Below are 18,305 nucleotides of genomic sequence, written 5' to 3'. Positions count from 1 at the left end.
TGGCGTCTCTGCACTATTAGCTTTGCTTTTTCGTACTTGTTGTCTCTCGGATGCGTAAATATAAGGTATTCACCTCATACGTTTAGCTATCATAACTCATTATAGACAGAGTGACAAATTCTCATACGGTCTAATTATACACGACGACGTTTTGGTGGGCGGCAACCATTGTGAGGAACTGGTGTTACATCAACAATCGCTGTAACTTCCAAGCCTGCTGCTTGTAGGGAACGAATTGCTGCTTCACGGCCAGCACCTGGCCCTTTAACCGTTACTTCTAATGTTTTCATGCCATTTTCAACAGCTGTTTTGGCAGCTGTTTCAGCAGCCATTTGTGCAGCGAATGGTGTAGATTTACGAGAACCTTTAAAGCCTAGAGCACCTGATGAGCTCCAACCAATTGAGTTTCCCTGCACGTCCGTTATTGTCACAATTGTATTGTTGAACGTTGAACGGATATGTGCTACACCTGTATCAATATTCTTTTTCACACGACGCTTACGTGTATTCGTTTTACGTGCCATTGATTAGCTTACCTCCTTCACGTTACTTTTTCTTATTTGCCATTGTGCGGCGTGGTCCTTTACGAGTACGTGAATTGTTTTTCGTTTTTTGACCACGTAATGGTAATCCACGACGGTGACGAACTCCTCTGTACGAGCCAATTTCAATCAATCGTTTGATATTTAGTGATGTTTCACGACGAAGATCACCTTCAATTGTATATTCTTCAACTGTTTTACGGATCTTGCCTAGTTCGTCTTCGGTTAAATCACGAACTCGTGTTTCTTCTGCAACGCCTGCTTGTTTAAGGACTGCTTGTGCGGTAGTTTTTCCAATACCATAAACATATGTTAATGAGATAACTACACGCTTATCACGCGGAATATCTATACCTGCTATACGTGCCATAGATCATTAGCACCTCCTTGTTTTCTAGCCTTGTTTTTGTTTGTGTTTCGGGTTATCGCAAATCACCATTACGTTACCCTTACGCTTTATAATTTTACATTTTTCACAAATTGGTTTTACAGATGCTCTTACTTTCATCGTTTTTACCTCCTTTTATATCGGAGCTCACTTATTTATAACGGTACGTAATTCGTCCTCTTGTCAAATCATACGGAGAAAGTTCAACCGTTACCTTATCACCTGGTAAAATGCGAATGAAATGCATACGGATCTTTCCAGATACGTGTGCTAAGACCGTATGGCCATTTTCAAGCTCTACATTAAACTGTGCGTTCGGCAATGTTTCCGTCACGGTACCTTCCACTTCAATTACATCGTCTTTCGCCATCGTGTTGATCTCCCTTCTTCAAATCAGTCACAACCTTACCTGCAAATTTAGCTATGGCAAATCGCAATTTACCATTTGTGACACGACCAGTTTCCAGAAGGCTGTTTTGGACTTCAGGGGAAATATAATCCAATAGTTCAATATGACTTACATTCTTCTTTTTTGGTCGATCATATTTTCGTTTTTCCCCGTCTGCCAGCAAGACATATCGGCCTTCAACGATAGTAATGACTACCGCATATTGTCCCGCCTCGCGTCCCTGCTTAATACGAACAACCTGACCTATTAGCGGAATCGAATCAACTTCGTTCAACAACGACCACCTTCATTTAGGCATAGTATATTTTCTAACCTTATCAAAAAGTTTACATCCTTTTCATCCTGTAAGCGTACAAGATATCCTACTATCAAAATTACTTTGATAATAATTATATCCTTTAATAGATACAATTGCATCTATTCTGCGTTTGCATACAGTTCAATGTCTATTTTTCAATTTTAGTTTGGATATCTTTAAACACTTGATCAACTTCTTGATCTCCATCTACAGTTACAAGATATCCTTTATCCTGATAAAAATCTAGTAACGGCTTTGTTTGTTTTAAATTAACAGCTAAGCGATTTTTAACCGTTTCAGGTTTATCGTCATCACGTTGAATTAATTGAGCACTATCTTTATCACATTTACCCTCAACTTCAGGAGGCTGATAAGCGACATGATAAGCAGTTCCGCATGTTGGACAAATTCTACGACCAGTTAGACGCTCCAATAATTTTTCTTCTGGTACATCTACATGTACGACATAGTCAATGGTTTCATTTATATCTGTCAGAAGTTCTTGCAAGGCTTCAGCCTGTGCAATGGTTCTTGGAAATCCATCCAATAGAAAACCTTTTTTACAATCGTCTTTACTCAAACGTTCTTTAACAATCCCAATCGTTACCTCATCAGGAACAAGTTCACCCTGATCCATAAAGTCTTTCGCTTGCTTGCCAAGGTCTGTACCTTCTTTGATAGCTAATCGAAACATATCTCCTGTTGAGATATGAGGGATGTTATATGCTTCATTTATTTGCTCTGCCTGCGTACCTTTTCCTGCACCAGGCATCCCCATTAATATAAGATTCAACGACTTTCCCTCGCTCTCGTTGGCAGCAGGATGTTACTTAATAAATCCTGTGTAGTGTCGCTTCACTAGTTGGCTTTCCAGTTGTTTCATGGTCTGCAATGCCACCCCTACAACGATTAGTAAGCTTGTGCCGCCGATTTGTATTGCTTGAGGTAGGTTTGCAATCCCGCCTAGTATCATAGGCATTACAGCAACTGCAGCTAAGAAGAGTGCTCCTACAAATGTTAATCGGTACATAACACGCGTAAGATACGTTTCTGTATTTTTACCAGGACGAATACCTGGAATATACCCACCTTGTTTCTGTAAGTTTTCAGCCATTTGTTCAGGGTTAACTTGAACAAATGTATAGAAATACGTGAAGGCGATAATTAGCACAACATATATAGCCATACCTACCGGCTGTGTATAGTCAAATAGCGATTGAATTGTTGAGGCGAACTGATTGCCTTCAAAGAATCCAGCAATCGTAGTAGGCGCCATAATAAATGCAATTGCAAAAATGACTGGGATAACCCCTGCGGCATTAACCTTAAGTGGTAAATGGGTAGATTGTCCGCCTGCCTGTGAACGATTAACTATTTTTTTCGCATATTGAATTGGAATTTTACGCAATGCCTGTTGAATGAATATAACTCCAACAATTACTGCAATGATAACCAAGACAATTAGAGAAACAATAATAATATTAATAAACAATTCATCACCAGGATTAACAAAATACTGACTATATATTTGTCCAATACCATTTGGAACAGCAGCTACGATACCTGCAAAAATTAGTATTGAAATTCCGTTACCAACACCATTTGCTGTGATCTGTTCACCCAACCACATCAAAAATGCTGTACCGCTTGTTAAAACAATGGCAATGAGTAAGAACGTTAAGATACTTGGATCTTGAACCAGCATTCCACCTGCCATAGCGTTAAAGCCTATCGACATGGCAATAGCCTGGATAAATGCGAGAACAATAGTGCCATAACGAGTAACTTGAGCTAACTTCTTACGACCCATCTCACCTTGTTTTTTCCATTCGGTAAATTTAGGAACGACATCCATTTGCAATAATTGCATGATAATCGATGCTGTAATATATGGCATGATACCCATAGCGAAAATGGAGAAGTTTTGTAAGGCTCCCCCACCAAATGTGTCAAGAAAACCAAAAGCATTTTGCTGATTCATAAAATCAATTGCTTCATTATCCGTATATGGAACAGGAATAAATGTACCAATACGAAAGACAATCAACATCAATAAGGTAAATATTATTTTCTGTCTAATGTCTTTGATGCGCATAAAGTTGGAGATTGTACGAAACATTAAACCACCTCTGTTTGACCGCCCGCTGCCTCTATAGCTTCTTTTGCTGAAGCAGAGAACTTATGAGCTTTTACAGTTACTTTTTTCTCGATAGTACCCTTGCCTAGCACTTTAATACCAGTTTTAAGTTTACTTACGACACCTTCTTCAAGTAATAGCTCAGGTGTAATTTCTGTGCCTTCTTCAAAACGATTTAACGCATCTAAGTTTACAATTGCAAATTCTGTGCGGTGAATGTTGGTGAATCCACGTTTAGGTACGCGTTGGAATAGTGGTAATTGACCACCTTCAAATCCTGGACGCGTTCCGCCGCCAGAACGTGCTTTTTGTCCTTTATGCCCTCTGCCTGACGTTTTTCCGTTACCAGATGACATTCCACGACCAACACGATTACGTTCTTTGCGAGTTCCTTCTGATGCCTTCAATTCATGAAGTTTCATGCGAGCACCTCCTTTTTACACTGTTTATATGATTAAACTTCTTTTACCGTTATAAGATGAGATACCTTGTCAACCATACCTCGTAAGGCTGCTGTATCATCATGAACGACGGATTGATTTATTTTATTTAGCCCTAATGCTTGAACAGTTTTTTTCTGCCCTTCTTTTCCACCAATAACACTGCGTGTGAGGGTGATTTCTAATTTTTTAGACATAGTGTTTCCCTCCTTATCCTAACAGTTCTTCCACAGACTTTCCACGTAGTTTTGCTACGTCTTCTGCTGTTTTTAAGTTTGTTAAGCCGTTTAATGTTGCACGAATCATATTAATTGGTGTGTTTGAACCGAGTGATTTCGTTAAAATATCACCAACACCTGATAGTTCCAGGACGGCACGAATTGGTCCACCAGAGATAACTCCAGTACCTTCTGTTGCTGGTTTCATCAATACGTTACCAGATCCAAAACGTCCATTAATCTCATGTGGAATAGTAGTTCCAACGATTGGTACTACTATTAAGTTTTTCTTTGCATCATCAACTGCTTTTTTAATTGCTTCAGGTACTTCTTGTGATTTACCTGTACCAAAGCCTACATGACCATTTCTATCTCCGACCACTACTAAGGCAGCAAAGCGAAAAGTACGTCCACCTTTAGCTACTTTAGCAACACGGTTAACTGAAACAACACGTTCTTCAATGTCCAAATTATTCGGATCAATGTTTGCATTCATGTAAGGGTTCCCTCCTTTATCGATTAAAATTCAAGACCTGCCTCGCGGGCAGCGTCTGCCAATGCTTTTACACGTCCATGATAAAGATAGCCTCCGCGATCGAATACGACTGATTTGTAACCTTTGTCCTCGGCGCGTTTAGCGATCATTTCTCCGACTTTCTTAGCTGATTCTATATTAGCAGTACCTTCAGCACTGAATTCTTTATCCTTTGTAGAAGCGCTAGCTACTGTTACTTCACTATTATCATCAATTAATTGTGCATAGATGTGTTTATTTGAACGGTACACGTTTAAACGAGGACGGACCTGAGTGCCGGAAATTTTACCGCGAACTCGTGTATGTCTTTGCTTTCGTGTAACATTTTTGTCAGGTTTTGTGATCATATAGGTCACTCCTTTCTGCTCCCTAACTAATCTTATTTAGCAGTCTTACCTTCTTTACGAAGTATATATTCATCTTGATAACGAATACCTTTCCCTTTATAAGGCTCTGGTGGTCTGATTGCTCTGATGTTTGCAGCAACTGCACCAACTAATTCCTTATCAATACCCTTAACAATTACTTGTGAGTTTTGAGGAACATCGATTTCAATACCATCTCGTTGTTCAACTTCTACTGGATGCGAATAACCTGCGCTAATCACAACTTTATCACCTTGTTTAAGTGCACGATATCCAACACCATTAATCTCAAGGGATTTTTCGAAACCTTTATGAACACCTTCAATCATATTATAGATCAGACTACGAGTCGTTCCGTGCAATGCACGATGATCTTTATGGTCGCTTGGACGTTCAATCGTAATAATGTTGTCTTCTATATTGATTTTCATTGTTTGACTTAAATTTCTAGTTAATTCACCTTTAGGTCCTTTTACGTTAGCTACATTGTCATTAACTGTAACCTCTACACCTTCAGGAATTTCAATTGGTCTTAATCCTATACGAGACATTCGGGTACACCTCCTCTTAAAAAACTGTTAATTACCAAACATACGCTAGTACTTCGCCGCCAACTGCTTGAGAACGTGCCTCTTTATCAGATAGCACACCAGCTGATGTTGAAACAATAGCTATACCTAAACCATTAAGTACGCGAGGTACTTCGGCTGCTTTTGCATAAACACGTAGTCCAGGCTTACTAATGCGCTTGATACCTGTAATTACTCGTGCTTCTTTTGCACCGTACTTAAGGAAAATACGCAGAACACCTTGTTTATTGTCCTCGATAAATTCATAATCCGAAACAAAACCTTCACGTTTTAGAATATCAGCGATCTCTTTTTTCATAGATGAAGCCGGAAGCTCTAATTTTTCATGGCGCACCATGTTAGCATTACGAATACGAGTTAGCATATCTGCGATTGGATCTGTCATAACCATTACTAATTACCTCCTTCCCGAATCGGGGTTTACCAGCTTGCTTTTTTAACACCAGGAATTTGACCTTTATGGGCAAGTTCACGGAAACAAATACGGCAAAGTTTAAATTTACGAATTACAGAATGTGGTCTTCCACAACGTTCACAACGTGTATATTCACGTACTTGGAATTTCTGTGGGCGTTTTTGTTTCGCAATCATTGATTTTTTAGCCACAATTTTCCCTCCTTTATTAGCTCTTGTCTATTTTTGGAAAGGCATGCCTAGCTGAGCTAAAAGTTCACGAGCCTCTTCGTCTGTATTGGAACTTGTTACGATAACAATATCCATACCACGCACTTTGTTTACTTTATCATAGTTAATCTCTGGGAAAATTAGTTGTTCTTTAACACCTAATGTATAGTTACCACGGCCATCAAAAGCTTTATTGGAAATACCACGGAAATCACGTACACGTGGAAGTGATACACCTATAAGCTTTTGAAGAAATTCATTCATACGCTCACCGCGAAGGGTTACTTTTGCCCCGATAGGCATTCCTTCACGAAGGCGAAAACCAGCGATTGATTTCCTTGCCTTGGTAATCACAGGTTTTTGACCAGTGATTAATGCAAGTTCTTCTACAACACTATCTAGTGCTTTTGTATTTTGAACTGCATCTCCAACACCCATATTAATTACTATTTTCTCAACTGCAGGAACTTCCATAACAGAATCATAATTAAATTTATTCATCAAAGATGGAATTACTTCATCTTTATATTGTTGTTTTAGTCCATTCATCATGTCGCCCTCCTTTCGCCTGAAAATTATTTATCGATTGCTTCACCGGATTTTTTGGCGATGCGGACTTTCTTTCCATCACGTTCTTCATACCCAACACGAGTTGGTTCACCGGATTTAGGGTCAATTGGCATTACATTTGAAACATGAATCGCTGCTTCCAGATCAAGAATTCCACCTTGTGGGTTATCTTGCGAGGGTTTCGCGTGTTTTTTAACCATATTGACACCTTCTACAAGTACACGATCCTTTTTCGGATATGCCTCTAAAATAGTGCCTTCTTTACCACTGTCTTTACCGGTAATTACTTTTACTTTATCACCTTTTTTTACATGCATCCTGAGCGCACCTCCTTGACAAGGCTATAAACTACTTACAATACTTCTGGAGCTAGAGATACGATTTTCATGAATTTAGCATCACGTAATTCACGTGCGACTGGGCCGAAGATACGAGTACCTCTTGGACTTTTATCATCACGGACAATTACCGCTGCGTTTTCATCAAAACTGATATATGATCCATCTTTACGACGTGCTCCAGATTTAGAACGTACAATAACTGCTCTAACAACTTCACCTTTTTTGACAACGCCTCCTGGTGTTGCTTGTTTTACCGTGCAAACAATTACATCACCAATATTCGCTGTTTTACGCCCTGAACCACCTAATACTTTAATGGTTAATACTTCACGGGCACCAGAGTTATCTGCAACTTTTAAACGAGTTTCCTGTTGAATCATATCGCTTGACCTCCCTTCGGATACCTTCCGAGCGAACTTTAATTATAGAACTACCGCTTCCTCAATAACTTCAACTAGACGAAAGCGCTTCGTAGCTGATAGCGGACGAGTTTCCATGATGCTGACAATATCGCCGGTTTTTGCTTGGTTATTTTCATCATGTGTTTTGAATTTTGAAGAATATCTAACACGTTTTCCGTATAGCTGATGAAACTTATACGTTTCAACCACTACTGTAATTGTTTTATCCATTTTATCCGATACAACACGGCCTGTATATGCTTTACGATTATTACGTTCAGTCATTTTGAGGCTAGCCTCCTCTCGTGTTATGAGTTATTTACACTTAATTCACGTTGACGTTCAACAGTTTTCATACGAGCAATTGATTTTCTTACTTCACGAAGACGTGCGGTATTTTCCAATTGACCTGTCGCAAGTTGAAAGCGTAGATTAAATAACTCTTCTTTTAATGTTTGTACCTTCTGTTCAATTTCGGCAGTGGTTAGTTCTCTGATTTCATTAGCCTTCATTGATTTCACCACCAATTTCTTCTCGTCTCACGAATTTTGATTTTATCGGCAGTTTATGTGCGGCAAGTCGTAACGCTTCACGCGCAACATCTTCTGGCACCCCTGCTATTTCAAACATTATTTTACCTGGTTTCACTACAGCTACCCATCCTTCAGGAGCACCTTTACCGGAACCCATTCGAACTTCAAGAGGTTTTGAAGTGTATGGTTTATCTGGAAAGATTTTAATCCAAACTTTACCGCTACGTTTCATGTAACGAGTCATTGCAATACGGGCAGCCTCAATTTGACGGCTTGTAATCCATGTAGCCTCTGTTGCTTGTAGACCATATTCACCAAAAGCTACGGACGTTCCGCCTTTTGCACGGCCTCCCATTTTACCTCGATGTTGTTTACGATATTTAACGCGTTTAGGCATTAACATAATGCTTCTGCCTCCTTCCTATTTGTCTGTTTTAGTTGGAAGGATTTCCCCACGATAGATCCACACTTTTACGCCTAATTTACCATAAGTAGTATCAGCTTCTGCTGTACCAAAGTCAATGTCTGCACGTAATGTGTGTAGTGGTACTGTCCCTTCACTATAATCTTCCGAACGAGCAATATCTGTTCCACCTAGACGTCCAGATACTTGTGTTCTAATCCCTTTTGCTCCACCACGCATAGCACGTTGAATTACTTGTTTTTGTGCACGGCGGAATGAGATTCGGTTTTCTAATTGACGAGCAATGTTGTCAGCAACTAATTTTGCATCAAGATCAACTTTCTTGATTTCAACAATATTAATGTGAACACGTTTGCCAGTCAAGTTGTTTAATGATTTACGTAGTGCTTCTACTTCCGAACCGCCTTTACCAATTACCATACCTGGTTTCCCAGTATGAATCGTGATATTAACACGGTTTGCAGCACGTTCAATTTCGATAGAAGAAACAGAAGCAATGCTCAAACGGTTTTCAAGATATTCCCTGATTTTAATATCTTCATGTAGTAAGTCTGCATAATCATTGCCGGCATACCATTTTGACTCCCAGTCTTTAATTACGCCCATGCGAAGACCTGTTGGATTTATCTTTTGACCCACTGACTATCCCTCCTTCTTTTCTGATACAACCACTGTAATATGGCTTGTGCGTTTGTTAATTTTGCTTGCACGTCCTTGTGCACGCGGGCGGAAACGTTTCAATGTTACACCTTCATCTACAAATGCTTCGGAGATCGTTAAATCATCTGGTTCCATTTCGTAGTTGTGTTCTGCGTTTGCGATAGCAGACTTCAAAACTTTCTCTACAACTGGAGAAGCACCACGTTGAGTATGGCGTAATATTGCAACTGCTTCGCCTACGTTTTTTCCTCGAATTAGATCAACGACTAAACGTGCTTTACGAGGAGCAATACGAACTTGTTTCGCAATAGCTTTGGCTTGCATATTGAGTGCCTCCTCTCTTATCGTCTTGTTTTCTTATCATCGCCGGAATGTCCTTTGAACGTTCGGCTTGGTGCAAATTCACCTAATTTATGTCCGACCATATCTTCTGTCACATAAACTGGCACATGTTTACGACCGTCATATACAGCAAATGTATGACCGATAAACGTAGGGAAAATTGTTGAACGGCGTGACCAAGTTTTTATTACTTGTTTTTTGTCCGTTTCATTTAATTTCTCAACCTTTGTCATTAGATGGTCATCTGCAAAAGGTCCTTTTTTTAAACTGCGACCCATGGATAAACCTCCTTTCGCAATTGAGAGACAGGTTTTTATGCCCGTCCATTTTCTGGTTTATTTCTTACGCTTACGAACAATATATTTATCTGTCGGTTTATTACGCTTACGAGTCTTTTTACCAAGAGTCGGTTTACCCCATGGAGACATTGGTGATTCGCGTCCGATTGGAGCACGTCCTTCACCACCACCGTGTGGGTGATCGCTAGGGTTCATTACAGAACCACGTACAGTAGGGCGCATGCCTAACCAACGAGACTTACCTGCTTTACCTACACGAATCAATTCATGCTCAACATTACCTACTTGACCAACTGTTGCGCGACACGTTGTTAGCACTAAGCGAACTTCACCAGAAGCTAAACGAACGAGTGAGTACTTACCTTCACGACCAAGAATTTGTGCTTCTGCACCAGCTGAACGTGCAAGTTGCCCGCCGCGTCCTGGTTTCATTTCAATGTTATGAATGATTGTACCTATTGGAATATCTCCTAGAGCAAGTGCATTACCTAGTTTAATATCCGCATTTTCACCAGATTCAATTTTTTGCCCTACTTTAAGTCCTTTTGGCGCTAGAATATAACGTTTTTCCCCATCAGCATAATGGATTAAAGCAATGTTTGCTGAACGATTAGGATCATATTCAACGGTAGCAACGCTTCCTGGTATACCATCTTTATCGCGTTTAAAATCAATAATGCGGTATTGACGCTTATGACCGCCGCCATGATGTCGCGTTGTTAATTTTCCTTGGTTATTACGTCCGCCACGTTTGTGAATGGGACTTAGTAAGGTTTTTTCTGGAGAATCTGTAGTGATCTCAGCAAAATCAGATACGGACATGTTACGTCTACCACCTGATGTTGGTTTGAATTTTTTTATAGCCATCTTGTTTTCCCTCCTTCACTTACTTGTTGCTTAGCCTTCAAAGAAATCTAAGTCTTTACTATCCTCTGAAAGCTGAACAATAGCTTTTTTACGATCTGGACGGTAACCACCGTCACTTGGCATTCTTTTAACTGGGTATATACCAAATCGCTTGAATTTACCTTTAAGGTTCATTGTGTTTACCTTTACTACGTTAACACCAAAAATTAATTCAACAGCATCTTTAATCTGTGTTTTATTCGCTTTTGGATCTACTTCAAACGTATATTTTTTGTGTTCCATCAATTCAGCAGTATTCTCTGTGATGACAGGGCTTTTTAGAATTTCACGTGAATCTTTCATTATGCAAGCACCTCCCCTGCTTTTTCAGCTGCATCCTTTGTTACGATCAGCTTGTCATGCGCAAGTAAGTCCAGTACATTTATTTCATCAACAGTTAATACATTAACTGTCTGTAAATTATTTGCTGAACGAATTACTGCTTCATCTTTATCAGCAGTTAGAAGTAATGCTTTTTCATTCACATTAAGTGCGCTAAGCATGTTAACTACTTCTTTTGTTTTAGGGGCATCAAATGAAATGCTTTCTAATACAATTAAGTTTTCTTCTTTTACTTTAGAAGAAAGAGCAGATTTAAGAGCCAAACGTCGAACTTTTTTAGGTAGTTTATAGCTATAACTACGCGGTGTTGGTCCGAAGACAACTCCACCACCTACCCATTGCGGAGAGCGGGTAGAACCTTGACGAGCACGACCGGTACCTTTTTGACGCCACGGTTTAGCACCACCGCCACGAACTGCGGAACGATTTTTAACAGCATGTGTACCTTGGCGTTGTGAAGCACGTTGCATCACTACAGCTTCATGTAAAACATGCGTGTTTGGTTCAATACCAAAAACGGAATCGTTCAATTCTACATCTCCTGCTTGTGAACCGTCTTGTTTTAATAATGCTACTTTAGTCATGACATATCCTCCCTTCGTATATATGATTAGTTAGCCTTTGTAGCACTTGTGATTTTCACAAATGATTTATTCGCACCAGGAACATTCCCTCTAACTAATAATAGATTGCGCTCTGCATCTATATTAACGACATCTAGGTTTTGGATCGTTACTTGTTCGCCACCCATTTGTCCTGGTAATTTTGTTCCTTTGAAGACACGTGCCGGGTCTGCAGCCATTCCCACTGAACCAGTGCTTCGATGAAAATGTGAACCATGGGTAGTTGGACCGGTATTTTGATTGTGTCGCTTGATCACACCTTGGAAACCTTTCCCCTTAGATGTACCTGTTACATCTATTCTGTCTCCCGCCTGAAATACTTCAACGCTGATTTCCTGACCAACTTCATATTCATCAAGTTCTGCGTCACGGATTTCACGAACGTAGCGCTTAGGGGATGTGTTTGCTTTCTCAGCATGACCTTTTTTCGCTTTATTTGTACGTGATTCCTTTTCGTCAGCAAAACCAAGTTGCAATGCTTCATAACCATCATTTTCTAAGGTTCTTTTTTGCAATACTACGTTTGGCTCAGCTTGAATTACGGTAACAGGAACTAACTCTCCTGTCTCAGAAAAATGCTGAGTCATGCCGATTTTACGACCTAAGATTCCTTTCGTCATCCGTTACACCTCCTATATTTTACAATAATTTTATAATTTGATTTCAATATCCACACCAGATGGTAGATCTAAACGCATTAGCGAGTCAACCGTCTGTGGCGTTGGATTAACAATATCGATTAAGCGTTTATGTGTACGCATTTCGAATTGCTCACGTGCATCTTTGTATTTGTGCACAGCTCGTAATACCGTGTAAACAGATTTTTCTGTCGGTAATGGAATTGGTCCAGAAACACTTGCTCCAGAACGCTTCGCAGTATCAACTATTTTCTCACCAGACTGATCTAGAATACGGTGATCATAAGCCTTCAAACGAATCCTAATCTTCTCTTTTGCCATCATTTTCCCTCCTTTGCGCCCATTTTATAACAGACTTTCTCCGTGAAAATATCTCAACACAACGCCATGGCAAAGGGGCCGGGTGTGCCAACAACCTTTCACTTCATCGCCTTAAATGACCAACATTACCATTATAATGATTATTTGCGGCCAACGCAACCTTTTTCTGCAACTAAGGTACTCACCATCAAATGCTTAGCGAATGCCCGTTTACTAAAAATCAACTATGTGATTGCACAACTATGTATTATACTTACTTAATCTAGTAAATGCAAGGGTTAATTAATAATTATTTGTAGAAATTCACAATGAATTGGGTAGTCTGGGGAAACAGTATGAAAATGTTAAAACAGGTAGCGTGATCACGCTACCTGTTTTGCATTTATTATTTCTGGATTGAAGTTACAACACCTGATCCAACAGTACGTCCACCTTCACGAATTGAGAAACGAGTTCCGTCTTCAATTGCGATTGGTGAAATCAATTCAACTGTCATTTCGATGTTATCACCAGGCATTACCATCTCTACTCCTTCTGGAAGTTGGATAACTCCAGTTACGTCAGTAGTACGGAAGTAGAACTGCGGACGATAATTAGCGAAAAATGGCGTATGACGTCCACCTTCTTCTTTAGATAAAACATAAACTTCAGCTTTAAAGTCCGTATGTGGTGTGATTGAACCAGCCTTAGCCAATACTTGACCACGGCCAATATCGTCACGAGATACACCACGAAGCAATGCACCAATGTTGTCTCCTGCCTCTGCATAATCAAGAAGCTTACGGAACATTTCAACACCAGTTACAGTAGTTTTTCTTGGCCCTTCGTTAAGACCAATAAGTTCTACTTCTGTTCCTACTTTGATTTCTCCACGCTCAACACGGCCTGTTGCAACAGTACCACGACCAGTGATTGAGAATACATCTTCAATAGGCATCATGAATGGCTTGTCCGTGTCACGCTCTGGAGTTGGAATATACTCATCAACAGCGTTCATTAGCTCAACAATTTTCTCTTCATAATCAGCGTTATCTTCAAGCGCTTTAAGTGCAGAACCTTTTACTACTGGCGTATCATCTCCTGGGAAATCATACTCTGTAAGCAGGTCACGTACTTCCATTTCAACTAATTCTAGTAGCTCTTCGTCATCTACCATATCCGTTTTGTTAAGGAATACCACGATGCTAGGTACGCCAACGTTACGGGAAAGTAGAATGTGCTCACGAGTTTGCGGCATCGGACCATCTGCAGCTGATACTACTAGGATAGCACCGTCCATTTGTGCAGCACCAGTGATCATGTTTTTAACATAGTCAGCGTGGCCTGGAGCGTCAATATGCGCATAGTGACGTGAATCAGTTTCATATTCTACGTGAGATGTATTAATCGTGATTCCACGTTCTTTTTCCTCTGGTGCTCTGTCAATCTCATTATAATCCATTGCGGATCCTTTACCAGATTTCTTATGCATGACTTTGGATATAGCAGCAGTTAATGTTGTTTTCCCGTGGTCTACGTGTCCAATTGTTCCAATATTCACGTGACTCTTGGATCTGTCGAATTTTTCTTTAGCCATTTATAGTTCCTCCTTCAATTAAATAAAAGTTTTATTATTGTGCTAAACCGAGAAATAATCGTTAAAAAAATTTCTCAGTCTATACAAATTGTTATACGTTAGTTTTAAGAAAAAAGCAATTACTCGCCCGTATTTTTCTTAATAATTTCTTCCGTGATGCTTTTTGGCGTTTCTTCGTAGTGATCAAATGTCATGGTGTATGTTCCGCGACCTTGTGTATTTGAACGTAATGCAGTTGAATAGCCAAACATCTCAGACAGTGGTACAAAACCTTTTACAAGTTGAGCTGGTCCACGTGGTTCCATACCTTCTACACGACCACGACGGGCTGTTACGTCGCCCATAATGTCACCCATGTATTCTTCAGGTATTACAATTTCGACTTTCATCATCGGTTCAAGCAGAACTGGTTTACATTTACTTTTAGCAGCTTTTAAAGCCATGGATCCTGCAATTTTAAATGCCATTTCGTTTGAGTCTACATCATGATAACTTCCGTCATACAATGTAGCTTTCAAATCAATTAGTGGATATCCTGCTAATACACCACTTGCAGTTGCTTCTTCAATACCTTGTTCAACGGATCCGATGTATTCACGTGGAACTGTTCCACCGACAATTTTGTTGGTAAATTCAAATCCGGCACCTTCTTCGTTCGGCTCAAATTCGACCCAAACATGACCGTATTGTCCACGACCACCAGACTGACGAACATATTTACCTTCAACCTTAGCAGATCCACGGAACGTTTCACGATACGCAACTTGTGGCGTACCAACATTTGCATCAACTTTAAATTCACGTTTCAGACGGTCAACAATGATATCAAGGTGAAGTTCACCCATACCAGAGATAATCGTTTGACCTGTTTCATTGTCTGTTTCCGTTTTAAAAGTAGGATCTTCTTCCGATAACTTACCTAAAGCGATACCCATTTTATCCATATCTGCTTTTGTTTTCGGTTCGATAGCAACAGAGATAACAGGATCAGGGAAGTCCATCGATTCAAGGATAACAAGGTCTTTTTCAGAACAAATGGTATCACCAGTTGATGTATCTTTAAACCCAACTGCAGCAGCAATTTCACCACTGTAAACCGTTTTTACTTCTTGACGGGAATTCGCGTGCATTTGTAGAAGACGTCCAACACGTTCACGCTTATCTTTTACCGAGTTTTTAACATAAGTACCTGAATCTACAGTTCCTGAATAGGCACGAAAGAATGTTAGTTTTCCGACATAAGGGTCTGACATTACTTTAAACGCCAAACCAGAAAATGGCGCATTATCATCTGCAGCACGAGTAACTTCTTCTTCTGTTCCTGGAATAATACCCTCAATTGGAGGTATGTCTGTTGGTGCAGGAAGATAATCAATTACACCATCAAGAACTAATTGTACACCTTTGTTTTTAAATGCTGAACCACAAAATACGGGATAAAATTCAACATCTAGCGTTGCTTGACGGATTGCACTCTTTAGCTCTTCATTTGAAATTTCTTCGCCTTCTAGATATTTCATCATTAAATCTTCGTCAAGCTCTGATACTGCTTCAACCAGACTAGCACGAAGTTCATCCGCTTTATCCTTATATTCTGCTGGAATTTCACGAGACTCTGCCTTCGTTCCTAGATCATCCAAATAAAAATGTGCTTCCATTTTTATTAAGTCAATAATCCCGTCAAATTCATCTTCAGCACCAATTGGCAACTGAACAGGATGGGCATTAGCCCCCAAACGATCCTTAAGTGTGCTTGTAGAGTAAAGGAAATCTGCCCCTACTTTATCCATCTTATTTATGAAGACTGCACGTGGCACACCATAAGTTGTAGCTTGGCGCCACACGGTTTCAGTCTGTGGTTCAACACCTGATTGTGCATCAAGAACAGTTACTGCTCCGTCGAGTACACGTAGGGAACGCTCAACTTCTACTGTGAAGTCCACGTGTCCTGGTGTGTCGATAATGTTTATACGATGGTCATCCCATTGAGCAGTTGTTGCTGCAGAAGTTATGGTAATTCCTCGCTCCTGCTCCTGACTCATCCAGTCCATCTGTGATGCACCTTCATGTGTTTCACCAATTTTATGAATACGTCCTGTATAGAAAAGAATACGCTCTGTAGTAGTGGTTTTACCTGCATCAATATGAGCCATAATTCCAATATTACGCGTCTTTTCCAAGGAGAACTCTCTAGCCATGTATTCTTCTCCTTCCTCTTAAAAGCTTTTTTTAGGATATCTTACCAACGATAGTGTGCGAATGCTTTGTTAGCTTCAGCCATTTTATGCATTTCTTCGCGTCTTTTCACTGAAGTACCTGTATTATTGGAAGCATCTAAGATTTCATTGGCAAGACGTTCTTCCATTGTTTTTTCTCCGCGCAGGCGTGAATAGTTAACAATATAGCGTAAACCTAGCGCTTGACGTCTTTCCGGGCGAACCTCCATTGGTACCTGATAGTTTGATCCACCAACACGGCGTGCTCGAACTTCAAGTACAGGCATTACGTTTTTCATTGCTTGTTCAAAAACTTCCATAGCATCTTGTCCGCTTCGTTCACCGATAATCGAGAACGCATTATAAAGAATTTTTTGTGCAATACCTCGTTTACCATCAACCATGATCTGGTTGATTAAACGAGTCACTAATTTTGAATTATAAAGCGGATCTGGCAAAACATCCCGTTTTGGTACTGGTCCTTTACGTGGCATGTGTTATCCTCCTTCCCTTTTCTATATTAACTTATGCTTTTTTCTTTGGTTTTTTTGTACCGTATTTAGAACGTCCTTGTGCACGTCCTTGTACTCCTGCAGTATCAAGCGCTCCACGAACAACGTGATAACGTACACCAGGTAAGTCTTTAACACGACCACCACGTAAGAGTACAACACTGTGTTCCTGTAGATTGTGTCCAATTCCAGGAATATATGCAGTTACTTCCATTGTGTTTGACAAACGAACACGAGCGTATTTACGAAGTGCTGAGTTTGGTTTCTTCGGTGTTAACGTACCAACACGCGTGCACACACCACGTTTTTGCGGTGAATTTTGGTTAGTCGGTCTCTTTTTAAAGCTGTTATACCCTCTATTAAGTGCTGGAGAGTCATACTTTTTTGGTTTGTTAATACGACCTTTACGAACAAGTTGATTAATTGTAGGCATTTTATATATCCTCCCTTCTTTATTACATGGTTTAAATAGAAAAATGAGTACTGTTACCACTTATGGCTAAGGGTTTTGTAATCCCACGCAGCCAGGTGGTTCATCTTTAAGCAAAAACAAAGCTTTCGCGTTATGATCCGCCAAAACTATAATCGTTTTATTGCCACCGTGGATGCTCCAACTTCTATACCACAAGCAGCTCCTAGCCTTTTCATCGAATCTACCCACTCACATGGTATGTCTAACTCTTCTGCTAAACTTGCCACGCTCTCTGTTATATACTGATCAGCATCTTCAGCAATAAGCACTTCACTAATTTCACCATTGTTCATGGCTTTCAATGTTTGTTTTGTGCCGATAATGATCCGTGATTGAACCTGGGTCACTTTTTCATAAGACATTTTATATCCTCCAAAGTAATTAGAAAACGTATCACTAACTCCCCAAGCATTTAGGTGAGAATTGCAAAGCCCACTTCTGTGCATGAAGGAAATAGATATACTTTTTACTGACAAGTATAAATCGGAAGCACCTTGAGTATTCTATCACCCATATATTTCAATGTCAATATAAAACACTAATTTTTCGGTGCTTCCGGACTTTTTATTACTTGTTTACATAT

33 protein-coding genes are annotated in these 18,305 nt (G+C 39.9%); all 33 read right to left on the bottom strand.

The features are described from left to right. Positions 1–134 precede the first annotated feature (134 nt). The 33 genes from rpsK to OLD84_RS01355 all read right to left on the bottom strand — a co-directional run bounded on the left by rpsK (position 135) and on the right by OLD84_RS01355 (position 18,084). Complete coding sequence (gene rpsK / locus OLD84_RS01515) at positions 135–524, bottom strand: 30S ribosomal protein S11 (protein ID WP_209463978.1); 390 nt, start codon at positions 522–524, stop codon at positions 135–137. Between the two features lie 22 nt (positions 525–546). Next, positions 547–912 (bottom strand): 30S ribosomal protein S13, encoded by a 366-nt coding sequence (gene rpsM / locus OLD84_RS01510; RefSeq protein WP_209463977.1) that lies wholly within the window; start codon positions 910–912, stop codon positions 547–549. Between the two features lie 24 nt (positions 913–936). Beyond that, positions 937–1,050 (bottom strand): 50S ribosomal protein L36, encoded by a 114-nt coding sequence (gene rpmJ, locus OLD84_RS01505; RefSeq protein WP_209463976.1) that lies wholly within the window; start codon positions 1,048–1,050, stop codon positions 937–939. 31 nt (positions 1,051–1,081) lie between these two features. Further along, positions 1,082–1,300 (bottom strand): translation initiation factor IF-1, encoded by a 219-nt coding sequence (infA, locus tag OLD84_RS01500; RefSeq protein ID WP_156645092.1) that lies wholly within the window; start codon positions 1,298–1,300, stop codon positions 1,082–1,084. After that, positions 1,278–1,613: a KOW domain-containing RNA-binding protein gene (locus OLD84_RS01495; protein WP_209463975.1), complete on the bottom strand. Its 336-nt coding sequence runs from the start codon at positions 1,611–1,613 to the stop codon at positions 1,278–1,280. Before OLD84_RS01495 ends, infA begins: the two co-directional genes overlap by 23 nt. A gap of 172 nt (positions 1,614–1,785) precedes the next feature. Continuing rightward, positions 1,786–2,430, bottom strand: a complete 645-nt coding sequence (locus OLD84_RS01490; RefSeq protein ID WP_209463974.1) for an adenylate kinase — start codon at positions 2,428–2,430, stop codon at positions 1,786–1,788. 33 nt (positions 2,431–2,463) lie between these two features. After that, a complete protein-coding gene (gene secY / locus OLD84_RS01485) occupies positions 2,464–3,756 on the bottom strand; it encodes a preprotein translocase subunit SecY (RefSeq protein WP_209463973.1) in 1,293 nt (430 codons plus the stop codon). Continuing rightward, the gene (gene rplO, locus OLD84_RS01480; RefSeq protein WP_209463972.1) at positions 3,756–4,196 is read right to left on the bottom strand and encodes a 50S ribosomal protein L15; all 441 of its coding nucleotides are present in this window, start codon (positions 4,194–4,196) and stop codon (positions 3,756–3,758) included. The genes secY and rplO overlap by 1 nt, the downstream gene beginning before the upstream one ends. A gap of 32 nt (positions 4,197–4,228) precedes the next feature. Further along, positions 4,229–4,411 carry a 50S ribosomal protein L30 gene (rpmD, locus tag OLD84_RS01475; protein WP_209463971.1) on the bottom strand — a complete coding sequence of 61 codons (183 nt, stop codon included), beginning with the start codon at positions 4,409–4,411 and terminating at the stop codon, positions 4,229–4,231. Positions 4,412–4,424: 13 nt separating this feature from the next. Then, positions 4,425–4,928, bottom strand: a complete 504-nt coding sequence (gene rpsE, locus OLD84_RS01470; protein WP_209463970.1) for a 30S ribosomal protein S5 — start codon at positions 4,926–4,928, stop codon at positions 4,425–4,427. Between the two features lie 23 nt (positions 4,929–4,951). Next, positions 4,952–5,314 carry a 50S ribosomal protein L18 gene (gene rplR / locus OLD84_RS01465; protein ID WP_209463969.1) on the bottom strand — a complete coding sequence of 121 codons (363 nt, stop codon included), beginning with the start codon at positions 5,312–5,314 and terminating at the stop codon, positions 4,952–4,954. Between the two features lie 32 nt (positions 5,315–5,346). Continuing rightward, positions 5,347–5,883, bottom strand: a complete 537-nt coding sequence (gene rplF / locus OLD84_RS01460; protein ID WP_209463968.1) for a 50S ribosomal protein L6 — start codon at positions 5,881–5,883, stop codon at positions 5,347–5,349. Between the two features lie 31 nt (positions 5,884–5,914). After that, the gene (gene rpsH / locus OLD84_RS01455) at positions 5,915–6,313 is read right to left on the bottom strand and encodes a 30S ribosomal protein S8 (RefSeq protein ID WP_209463967.1); all 399 of its coding nucleotides are present in this window, start codon (positions 6,311–6,313) and stop codon (positions 5,915–5,917) included. 29 nt (positions 6,314–6,342) lie between these two features. Beyond that, entirely contained in the window at positions 6,343–6,528 is a 186-nt protein-coding gene (locus tag OLD84_RS01450) for a type Z 30S ribosomal protein S14 (RefSeq protein WP_209463966.1), read from the bottom strand. Positions 6,529–6,555: 27 nt separating this feature from the next. After that, positions 6,556–7,095: a 50S ribosomal protein L5 gene (rplE, locus tag OLD84_RS01445; protein ID WP_209464025.1), complete on the bottom strand. Its 540-nt coding sequence runs from the start codon at positions 7,093–7,095 to the stop codon at positions 6,556–6,558. A gap of 26 nt (positions 7,096–7,121) precedes the next feature. Continuing rightward, positions 7,122–7,433, bottom strand: a complete 312-nt coding sequence (gene rplX, locus OLD84_RS01440; RefSeq protein ID WP_209463965.1) for a 50S ribosomal protein L24 — start codon at positions 7,431–7,433, stop codon at positions 7,122–7,124. Positions 7,434–7,468: 35 nt separating this feature from the next. Then, on the bottom strand, positions 7,469–7,837 hold the full coding sequence (rplN, locus tag OLD84_RS01435) for a 50S ribosomal protein L14 (RefSeq protein ID WP_209463964.1): 369 nt from the start codon (positions 7,835–7,837) through the stop codon (positions 7,469–7,471). A 42-nt stretch (positions 7,838–7,879) separates the two neighbouring features. Beyond that, entirely contained in the window at positions 7,880–8,143 is a 264-nt protein-coding gene (gene rpsQ, locus OLD84_RS01430; protein ID WP_209463963.1) for a 30S ribosomal protein S17, read from the bottom strand. A gap of 23 nt (positions 8,144–8,166) precedes the next feature. Beyond that, a complete protein-coding gene (rpmC, locus tag OLD84_RS01425; RefSeq protein ID WP_209463962.1) occupies positions 8,167–8,370 on the bottom strand; it encodes a 50S ribosomal protein L29 in 204 nt (67 codons plus the stop codon). Further along, positions 8,360–8,794 (bottom strand): 50S ribosomal protein L16, encoded by a 435-nt coding sequence (gene rplP / locus OLD84_RS01420; RefSeq protein ID WP_209463961.1) that lies wholly within the window; start codon positions 8,792–8,794, stop codon positions 8,360–8,362. Before rplP ends, rpmC begins: the two co-directional genes overlap by 11 nt. Positions 8,795–8,812: 18 nt before the next feature. Continuing rightward, a complete protein-coding gene (gene rpsC, locus OLD84_RS01415; RefSeq protein ID WP_209463960.1) occupies positions 8,813–9,454 on the bottom strand; it encodes a 30S ribosomal protein S3 in 642 nt (213 codons plus the stop codon). Between the two features lie 3 nt (positions 9,455–9,457). Continuing rightward, positions 9,458–9,799 (bottom strand): 50S ribosomal protein L22, encoded by a 342-nt coding sequence (gene rplV, locus OLD84_RS01410; RefSeq protein ID WP_209463959.1) that lies wholly within the window; start codon positions 9,797–9,799, stop codon positions 9,458–9,460. 17 nt (positions 9,800–9,816) lie between these two features. Then, positions 9,817–10,095, bottom strand: coding sequence for a 30S ribosomal protein S19 (rpsS, locus tag OLD84_RS01405; RefSeq protein WP_209463958.1), 279 nt, complete (start codon positions 10,093–10,095; stop codon positions 9,817–9,819). 57 nt (positions 10,096–10,152) lie between these two features. After that, positions 10,153–10,983, bottom strand: coding sequence for a 50S ribosomal protein L2 (rplB, locus tag OLD84_RS01400; RefSeq protein WP_209463957.1), 831 nt, complete (start codon positions 10,981–10,983; stop codon positions 10,153–10,155). Between the two features lie 30 nt (positions 10,984–11,013). Next, positions 11,014–11,325 carry a 50S ribosomal protein L23 gene (gene rplW / locus OLD84_RS01395; RefSeq protein ID WP_209463956.1) on the bottom strand — a complete coding sequence of 104 codons (312 nt, stop codon included), beginning with the start codon at positions 11,323–11,325 and terminating at the stop codon, positions 11,014–11,016. Further along, positions 11,325–11,948 carry a 50S ribosomal protein L4 gene (rplD, locus tag OLD84_RS01390; protein WP_209463955.1) on the bottom strand — a complete coding sequence of 208 codons (624 nt, stop codon included), beginning with the start codon at positions 11,946–11,948 and terminating at the stop codon, positions 11,325–11,327. The genes rplW and rplD overlap by 1 nt, the downstream gene beginning before the upstream one ends. A gap of 26 nt (positions 11,949–11,974) precedes the next feature. Beyond that, complete coding sequence (gene rplC, locus OLD84_RS01385) at positions 11,975–12,607, bottom strand: 50S ribosomal protein L3 (RefSeq protein WP_209463954.1); 633 nt, start codon at positions 12,605–12,607, stop codon at positions 11,975–11,977. Positions 12,608–12,637: 30 nt separating this feature from the next. Continuing rightward, positions 12,638–12,946, bottom strand: a complete 309-nt coding sequence (gene rpsJ / locus OLD84_RS01380; RefSeq protein WP_209463953.1) for a 30S ribosomal protein S10 — start codon at positions 12,944–12,946, stop codon at positions 12,638–12,640. A 385-nt stretch (positions 12,947–13,331) separates the two neighbouring features. Then, the gene (gene tuf / locus OLD84_RS01375; protein WP_209463952.1) at positions 13,332–14,522 is read right to left on the bottom strand and encodes an elongation factor Tu; all 1,191 of its coding nucleotides are present in this window, start codon (positions 14,520–14,522) and stop codon (positions 13,332–13,334) included. A 119-nt stretch (positions 14,523–14,641) separates the two neighbouring features. Next, positions 14,642–16,720, bottom strand: coding sequence for an elongation factor G (gene fusA / locus OLD84_RS01370; protein ID WP_209463951.1), 2,079 nt, complete (start codon positions 16,718–16,720; stop codon positions 14,642–14,644). A gap of 41 nt (positions 16,721–16,761) precedes the next feature. After that, a complete protein-coding gene (rpsG, locus tag OLD84_RS01365; RefSeq protein ID WP_209463950.1) occupies positions 16,762–17,232 on the bottom strand; it encodes a 30S ribosomal protein S7 in 471 nt (156 codons plus the stop codon). A 31-nt stretch (positions 17,233–17,263) separates the two neighbouring features. Further along, on the bottom strand, positions 17,264–17,683 hold the full coding sequence (gene rpsL, locus OLD84_RS01360; protein ID WP_209463949.1) for a 30S ribosomal protein S12: 420 nt from the start codon (positions 17,681–17,683) through the stop codon (positions 17,264–17,266). Positions 17,684–17,829: 146 nt separating this feature from the next. After that, positions 17,830–18,084 carry a 50S ribosomal protein L7ae-like protein gene (locus OLD84_RS01355; protein ID WP_209463948.1) on the bottom strand — a complete coding sequence of 85 codons (255 nt, stop codon included), beginning with the start codon at positions 18,082–18,084 and terminating at the stop codon, positions 17,830–17,832. Between the last annotated feature and the right edge of the window lie 221 nt (positions 18,085–18,305).

It is taken from the genome of Virgibacillus natechei (assembly GCF_026013645.1).
GTDB classification, from domain to species: Bacteria; Bacillota; Bacilli; order Bacillales; family Amphibacillaceae; genus Virgibacillus_L; species Virgibacillus_L natechei.
The sequence above is the reverse complement of the archived record's forward strand: the minus strand, read 5'-3'. Positions and strand labels throughout refer to the sequence as shown.

Coding starts and splice junctions, on each gene's coding strand:
- rpsK (WP_209463978.1), bottom strand. CDS start 524: ATGGCACGTAAAACGAATACACGTAAGCGTCGTGTGAAAAAGAATATT.
- rpsM (WP_209463977.1), bottom strand. CDS start 912: ATGGCACGTATAGCAGGTATAGATATTCCGCGTGATAAGCGTGTAGTT.
- rpmJ (WP_209463976.1), bottom strand. CDS start 1,050: ATGAAAGTAAGAGCATCTGTAAAACCAATTTGTGAAAAATGTAAAATT.
- infA (WP_156645092.1), bottom strand. CDS start 1,300: ATGGCGAAAGACGATGTAATTGAAGTGGAAGGTACCGTGACGGAAACA.
- secY (WP_209463973.1), bottom strand. CDS start 3,756: ATGTTTCGTACAATCTCCAACTTTATGCGCATCAAAGACATTAGACAG.
- rplO (WP_209463972.1), bottom strand. CDS start 4,196: ATGAAACTTCATGAATTGAAGGCATCAGAAGGAACTCGCAAAGAACGT.
- rpmD (WP_209463971.1), bottom strand. CDS start 4,411: ATGTCTAAAAAATTAGAAATCACCCTCACACGCAGTGTTATTGGTGGA.
- rpsE (WP_209463970.1), bottom strand. CDS start 4,928: ATGAATGCAAACATTGATCCGAATAATTTGGACATTGAAGAACGTGTT.
- rplR (WP_209463969.1), bottom strand. CDS start 5,314: ATGATCACAAAACCTGACAAAAATGTTACACGAAAGCAAAGACATACA.
- rplF (WP_209463968.1), bottom strand. CDS start 5,883: ATGTCTCGTATAGGATTAAGACCAATTGAAATTCCTGAAGGTGTAGAG.
- rpsH (WP_209463967.1), bottom strand. CDS start 6,313: ATGGTTATGACAGATCCAATCGCAGATATGCTAACTCGTATTCGTAAT.
- rplE (WP_209464025.1), bottom strand. CDS start 7,095: ATGAATGGACTAAAACAACAATATAAAGATGAAGTAATTCCATCTTTG.
- rplX (WP_209463965.1), bottom strand. CDS start 7,433: ATGCATGTAAAAAAAGGTGATAAAGTAAAAGTAATTACCGGTAAAGAC.
- rplN (WP_209463964.1), bottom strand. CDS start 7,837: ATGATTCAACAGGAAACTCGTTTAAAAGTTGCAGATAACTCTGGTGCC.
- rpsQ (WP_209463963.1), bottom strand. CDS start 8,143: ATGACTGAACGTAATAATCGTAAAGCATATACAGGCCGTGTTGTATCG.
- rpmC (WP_209463962.1), bottom strand. CDS start 8,370: ATGAAGGCTAATGAAATCAGAGAACTAACCACTGCCGAAATTGAACAG.
- rplP (WP_209463961.1), bottom strand. CDS start 8,794: ATGTTAATGCCTAAACGCGTTAAATATCGTAAACAACATCGAGGTAAA.
- rplV (WP_209463959.1), bottom strand. CDS start 9,799: ATGCAAGCCAAAGCTATTGCGAAACAAGTTCGTATTGCTCCTCGTAAA.
- rpsS (WP_209463958.1), bottom strand. CDS start 10,095: ATGGGTCGCAGTTTAAAAAAAGGACCTTTTGCAGATGACCATCTAATG.
- rplB (WP_209463957.1), bottom strand. CDS start 10,983: ATGGCTATAAAAAAATTCAAACCAACATCAGGTGGTAGACGTAACATG.
- rplW (WP_209463956.1), bottom strand. CDS start 11,325: ATGAAAGATTCACGTGAAATTCTAAAAAGCCCTGTCATCACAGAGAAT.
- rplD (WP_209463955.1), bottom strand. CDS start 11,948: ATGACTAAAGTAGCATTATTAAAACAAGACGGTTCACAAGCAGGAGAT.
- rplC (WP_209463954.1), bottom strand. CDS start 12,607: ATGACGAAAGGAATCTTAGGTCGTAAAATCGGCATGACTCAGCATTTT.
- rpsJ (WP_209463953.1), bottom strand. CDS start 12,946: ATGGCAAAAGAGAAGATTAGGATTCGTTTGAAGGCTTATGATCACCGT.
- tuf (WP_209463952.1), bottom strand. CDS start 14,522: ATGGCTAAAGAAAAATTCGACAGATCCAAGAGTCACGTGAATATTGGA.
- fusA (WP_209463951.1), bottom strand. CDS start 16,720: ATGGCTAGAGAGTTCTCCTTGGAAAAGACGCGTAATATTGGAATTATG.
- rpsG (WP_209463950.1), bottom strand. CDS start 17,232: ATGCCACGTAAAGGACCAGTACCAAAACGGGATGTTTTGCCAGATCCG.
- rpsL (WP_209463949.1), bottom strand. CDS start 17,683: ATGCCTACAATTAATCAACTTGTTCGTAAAGGTCGTATTAACAAACCA.
- OLD84_RS01355 (WP_209463948.1), bottom strand. CDS start 18,084: ATGTCTTATGAAAAAGTGACCCAGGTTCAATCACGGATCATTATCGGC.